This window comes from Serratia sp. CY74737 (assembly GCF_052166775.1).
GTDB lineage: Bacteria > Pseudomonadota > Gammaproteobacteria > Enterobacterales > Enterobacteriaceae > Serratia > Serratia ureilytica.
Genome location: NZ_JBJNOF010000028.1, coordinates 1 through 5,474 on the forward strand (window position 1 = coordinate 1; position 5,474 = coordinate 5,474).

A 5,474-nucleotide genomic window follows, 5' to 3' on the forward strand; every position below is an offset into this window, starting at 1 on the left:
CGAGTCGGGGTGTCATACTCAACGTGAGAGGTGTTGATGGTGATACCACGAGCTTTTTCTTCTGGCGCGTTATCGATCTGGTCGAAAGCACGTGCAGAACCGCCGTAGGTTTTAGCCAGTACGGTAGTGATCGCTGCAGTCAGGGTAGTTTTACCGTGGTCAACGTGGCCGATAGTACCGACGTTAACGTGCGGTTTTGTACGTTCAAACTTTTCTTTAGACATCGATTGTCCCTCTAAGACACGGATAAATCGGTGGTATCACCACATCAACCAAGCATTTGCTCGTTGAATCCAGAACAGAAAGAAAATCAGGGGGCGAGAAATTAAGAAGTGGTGCTGATAGGCAGATTCGAACTGCCGACCTCACCCTTACCAAGGGTGCGCTCTACCAACTGAGCTATATCAGCACATCTTGGAGCGGGCAGTGGGAATCGAACCCACATCATCAGCTTGGAAGGCTGAGGTAATAGCCATTATACGATGCCCGCATCCTGGAACTCGGCTACCTGATTTTTCTGTAGAATTTTGGGGATAGAGCAGGATTGTTCATCACTCGGCTCGTATCCTTCGGGCCGGCTGCGCCTCGCGCTGCACAACTCGAACCTTGCCGAAGGCTTTCGCCCTCTCCTCCCGCCATCAACCGTTGCGGTGTTTATCGCATCTCAGTTAATCGCCGAAGGCAAGATTTGGTGGTGGGGGAAGGATTCGAACCTTCGAAGTCTGTGACGGCAGATTTACAGTCTGCTCCCTTTGGCCGCTCGGGAACCCCACCAGATTTTAACTACTTGTGACTTGAATGGTGCCGGCTACCGGAATCGAACTGGTGACCTACTGATTACAAGTCAGTTGCTCTACCTACTGAGCTAAGCCGGCATCAAGTGCAGCGCATTCTAGGTAGAGCGGGCGACCTATGCAACAAAAAAATTGCTTTACGCGCACTTTCGCTCATAAATCAGTCAATTTTGCATGCTGTCATGCAATTCGCAGCCTGTGGCGTGCAAACATTCATCACTTGCGGCAATCATTCTCTACAATTTTATCCACTTTTTGCAAGCTTTGAACGCCCCTTTCTCCGTGTCGGGCTTCTCAAAACACGTAACCCACGACGGTAAACCGTGAGCGGGATCGATGCACCAAAAAGAGGATGGCTGCCCTGGTTCGTGGCGTGAACTACACTTATTCCTCGCCCTTTCGCCGTGGCTATGCCTTTCGTCGCTCTGGCGCAGTTATTGCTTATCTTCATTACCCCCATATCTGGAGGAATGACCGATGAAAATAGTGCCTATCAACGCCGCTACGCTCCCGATTTATCGCGATGAATTGGCTCGCCTGTTGACCGATGCGGTCACCCACGGCGCTTCAGTGGGCTACGACACCTTAATCCCGCATGAAGACGCCGAGAGTTACTTCCACAGCCTGCGTCCGGCCTTGGCCAAGGGTGAGCTGCTATTGTGGATTGCCCGCGACGAACGCGGCGTCGTTGGCACCGTTCAACTCGAGCTCTGCCAGAAACCGAATGGCCGTAATCGTGCGGAGGTAGTGAAACTGCTGGTTCATAGCCGCGCTCGTCGTAACGGCGTAGGCCTGGCGCTAATGAAGACGTTGGAGCAAGCGGCACTGCAACAGCAGCGCGGGCTACTGTATCTGGATACTCAGGCCGGTTCGGCGGCAGAAGCACTTTATCGCAGTCTGGGCTATCGCTGCCTGGGTGAAATGCCTGACTATGCGGCCGGACCCGATGGCTATTACCACTCAACCGTCATTTATTACAAACGTCTATTCACCGTGACCCCGTCTTCACGCGCTATCGCCAGCTAACCTTCAGGCGGTATCCTGACGCCATGATACCGCCTTGCAACCCCGCTTTATCAACTGCGCGCCGCTTCGCACAATTGACATAAACTGCTGCCTATCGACAACTTTTGCGAAAAAAGTCTACGCCAAAAACGAAGCTGTCTATAATATGCAGCTTGTTTATTCTCTGGAGTTGGCGTCCGGCGCCTTTCCCAACCTGCGTTAACAGGCAGAATTTGGCTTATGATAAAAAGAGATCAATCTTTAGCAACGCCTTACCTACAGTTCGATCGTACCCAGTGGGCTGCGTTGCGAGATTCGGTGCCGCTGACGTTGTCGGAAGAAGAGATCGTTAAACTGAAAGGGATTAACGAAGATCTCTCGTTGGAAGAAGTTGCGCAGATTTATCTGCCGCTGTCACGACTGTTGAACTTCTATATCAGTTCCAACCTGCGCCGGCAGGCGGTACTGGAACAATTCCTCGGCACCGACGGGCAAAAGATTCCCTATGTCATCGGCATCGCCGGCAGCGTAGCCGTCGGCAAGAGCACGACCGCACGTCTGTTGCAGGCGCTGCTGAGCCGCTGGCCGGAACACCGCAGCGTTGAGCTGATCACGACCGACGGCTTCTTGCATCCAAACAAGGTGCTGAACGAACGCGGTTTGATGAAGAAAAAAGGCTTCCCGCAGTCTTACGATATGCATAGCCTGGTGAAGTTCGTGTCGGAAGTGAAATCCGGCGCCAAACGTGTCACCGCCCCGGTTTATTCCCATTTGATCTATGACGTTGTGCCCGAAGGTAATAAAGTCATCGAACAGCCGGACATTCTTATCCTGGAAGGGCTTAACGTATTGCAAAGCGGTATGGATTATCCTCACGATCCGCATCGCGTATTCGTTTCCGACTTCGTCGACTTCTCTATATATGTCGATGCGCCGGAGACGCTATTGCAAAGCTGGTATATCAACCGTTTCCTGAAATTCCGTCAGGGCGCATTTTCCAATCCTGATTCTTATTTCCATAATTATTCAAAATTGCCGGAACCGGAGGCGATTAATATTGCCACGCAATTATGGAATGAAATCAATGGATTGAATTTGCAGCAGAACATACTGCCTACCCGCGAACGCGCGAGCCTGATTATGACCAAAAGCGCCAACCATGCCGTTGAAAGCGTGCGTTTAAGAAAATAAGCCTACCGAACGATCAAGGGGACGCTGCCGTCCCCTTGTCTTTTCTCACTATTCCGCGCTGCGCAGCGATATCTCTCCGCCGATAAAGGGTTTGATTTCCCCTTCTTGTTCCAGCAGGAGTGCACCTTGCGCGTCGATACCCCGGGCGATACCCACAATCTGTCGCTCGCCAATCAGCAGTTTGACCGGTCTGTCGATAAAATTATCCAGCGTGCGCCAACGGCCAATGAATGGCGCCAGCCCATCTATCTCGAATTGTTTTAAGGACTGCCGCAATTCATTAAGCAGAGTGGCGGTCAGCTCATTACGATCGATGTTAATACCGGCTTCTTGCAGGTTAATCCAACCTTGGTTGATCCCACTCGCATTGGTATCCCGCATCGCCAAATTAATGCCGGCGCCGATGACCAACTGAGCCGCGTCGCCGGTTTTCCCCGTCAATTCGACCAAGATCCCTGCCAATTTACGATCGTTCAGGTAAAGATCGTTGGGCCATTTGACTCGCACATCTTTAGCGCCAAGACGCTGCAAGACCTCCGCCATCACCATGCCGATCACCAGGCTCAGCCCCATCGCCGCAGCCGGCCCCTGTTCCAATCGCCAAAACATCGACAGGTATAAATTGGCGCCAAACGGCGAAATCCACTGACGCCCACGACGACCGCGGCCGGCCAGTTGGTACTCAGCGATGCAGGCGTCGCCAGATTGCAGCGTTTCGATACGATCCAGCAAATATTGATTGGTAGAGTCTACGACCGGCAGCACGGTAACTCGCTTGTCGTCCAGCCCTCTAAGAATGCGTTCCGCCTCCAATAGCTGCATGGGAGCAGGCAAGCTGTATCCTTTCCCCGGTACAGTAAAGACATCCAGCCCCCACTCGCGAACGGTTTGAATATGCTTATTGATCGCGGCGCGGCTCATGCCCAATGACTCACCGAGCTGTTCCCCGGAATGGAATTCACCGTCGGCCAGTAGCGCGATCAGTTTTAACGGGACCTTGGTATCTCTCATGACAGCACCACCACAGCGTTCAATTCGCCAGTTGCGCCAATGAAACGCACCTCAGGTTCCAGCCATACGCCGAATTTATCGGCCACAGTCTTACGGACATGGCGCGCCAGAGCCACCACATCCTGACTATGCGCATTATCGATATTCACCAGCACCAGCGCCTGCTGGCGGTGTACGGCTGCGCCACCGATGCGATGCCCCTTCAGTTCGCACTGATCGATCAGCCAGCCAGCGGCCAGCTTCACCTGACCATCCTGTTGCGGATAATGCGGCATGCCGGGATATTGTGTGATGAGTTCTGCGGCTTTCCCCGCGTTCACCAGCGGATTCTTGAAGAAACTGCCGGCATTACCGGTTTCGCGCGGGTCCGGCAGCTTGCTGCGGCGCATGGCACATACGGATTCGAATACCTGAAGTGGCGTCACCGTGGCGGGATCCAGCTTGGCCAGATCGCCATAGCTCAACTTGGGTTGCCACTGCTTGCTCAGACGCAGACCCAGCCCGACAATGGCATGCCCAGTTTGGAAGCGATGTTTGAAAATGCTTTCCCGATAGCCGAAACCACAATCGGCTGCCGGAATGCGATCGATGGCACCCGTAGAGAAGTCCAGCAGGTCGACATACTCACAGACATCTTTCAATTCGACGCCATAGGCACCGATATTCTGGATAGGCGCGGAGCCGGCCAGTCCAGGAATCAACGCCAGGTTCTCCAACCCGCAGATCCCGGCCTGCAGCGTATATTGCACCAGATCGTGCCAATTCTCACCGGCGCTGACATGGAGATACCAGGCATCGTTATCTTCTCGAACATCGATGCCCTTCAGTTGGTTAACCATGACCGTACCCGAAAAGTCTTCCAGGAACAGTACGTTGCTACCTTCACCGAGAATCAGCAGCGGCTCCTGACGCTTGCGCGTTTGTTGCCAGACTTTGAGCATCAACTCAATTCTATCGGCGATGACCAGGTGCGCTGCGTTGACCGGGAGCGCAAAAGTATTGTGGTTTTTTAAAGACGCGCTTTCAGTAGACATAACGTTCAGTACCCATGCGGAAATAATCTTTTGCTTAGTCTACTCGATTCGAAGCGTCTGGCTAATATTTGTTTTAATTAACGTGAAATTTATCGAGTAATGCACTGAAGAATTAGGATTTATCTTTGATATAACAGGATAATTCTTATCAACATGTTCATAAATAGGCATTTTTATTATTTAAATAATAATCTGAATCTATCAATTATATATTGAGCTGGTTATTCTCCTGCTCAAAAGCATTATACGTGCTTATGTAAATAAGCCACGTCCGCTGAAATAGGTATTTTTCTAAGCAATAGATACGATCAGGGGATTTATTTTACGCATAGCAAAAAGCCCTGAACGTTAGTTCAGGGCTTTCGGCTTTATTTGATGCCTGGCAGTGTCCTACTCTCGCATGGGGAGACCCCACACTACCATCGGCGCTACGGCGTTT

The 5,474-nt window shown here is 51.9% G+C and carries 5 protein-coding genes, 4 tRNA genes and 1 other RNA gene; 2 read left to right on the forward strand and 8 right to left on the reverse strand.

From position 1 onward, the window contains the following. The 6 genes from ACJ8PE_RS24885 to ACJ8PE_RS24910 all read right to left on the reverse strand — a co-directional run. The coding region (locus ACJ8PE_RS24885; protein ID WP_008502775.1) for a GTP-binding protein at window positions 1–224 on the reverse strand (224 nt) is incomplete at its 3' end. 109 nt (window positions 225–333) lie between these two features. Beyond that, window positions 334–409: transfer RNA gene (locus ACJ8PE_RS24890), tRNA-Thr, on the reverse strand. Between the two features lie 6 nt (window positions 410–415). Next, window positions 416–490 (reverse strand) — tRNA-Gly (locus ACJ8PE_RS24895). 37 nt (window positions 491–527) lie between these two features. Continuing rightward, a non-coding RNA gene (locus ACJ8PE_RS24900) (RtT sRNA) lies at window positions 528–643 on the reverse strand. Window positions 644–689: 46 nt separating this feature from the next. Next, window positions 690–774 (reverse strand) — tRNA-Tyr (locus tag ACJ8PE_RS24905). A 25-nt stretch (window positions 775–799) separates the two neighbouring features. Next, a tRNA-Thr gene (locus ACJ8PE_RS24910) sits at window positions 800–875 on the reverse strand. 396 nt (window positions 876–1,271) lie between these two features. Here ACJ8PE_RS24910 and ACJ8PE_RS24915 point away from each other — a divergent pair. Both ACJ8PE_RS24915 and coaA read left to right on the forward strand, forming a co-directional pair. Next, window positions 1,272–1,820, forward strand: coding sequence for a GNAT family N-acetyltransferase (locus ACJ8PE_RS24915; protein WP_033644356.1), 549 nt, complete (start codon window positions 1,272–1,274; stop codon window positions 1,818–1,820). Between the two features lie 219 nt (window positions 1,821–2,039). After that, a complete protein-coding gene (gene coaA / locus ACJ8PE_RS24920; protein WP_025304936.1) occupies window positions 2,040–2,990 on the forward strand; it encodes a type I pantothenate kinase in 951 nt (316 codons plus the stop codon). Window positions 2,991–3,038: 48 nt separating this feature from the next. On the opposite strand, the gene birA is transcribed toward coaA, so the two are convergent. Together birA and murB are read right to left on the reverse strand one after the other, a co-directional pair. After that, the gene (birA, locus tag ACJ8PE_RS24925) at window positions 3,039–4,001 is read right to left on the reverse strand and encodes a bifunctional biotin--[acetyl-CoA-carboxylase] ligase/biotin operon repressor BirA (RefSeq protein WP_033644354.1); all 963 of its coding nucleotides are present in this window, start codon (window positions 3,999–4,001) and stop codon (window positions 3,039–3,041) included. Then, complete coding sequence (murB, locus tag ACJ8PE_RS24930) at window positions 3,998–5,035, reverse strand: UDP-N-acetylmuramate dehydrogenase (protein ID WP_042783473.1); 1,038 nt, start codon at window positions 5,033–5,035, stop codon at window positions 3,998–4,000. Before murB ends, birA begins: the two co-directional genes overlap by 4 nt. Between the last annotated feature and the right edge of the window lie 439 nt (window positions 5,036–5,474).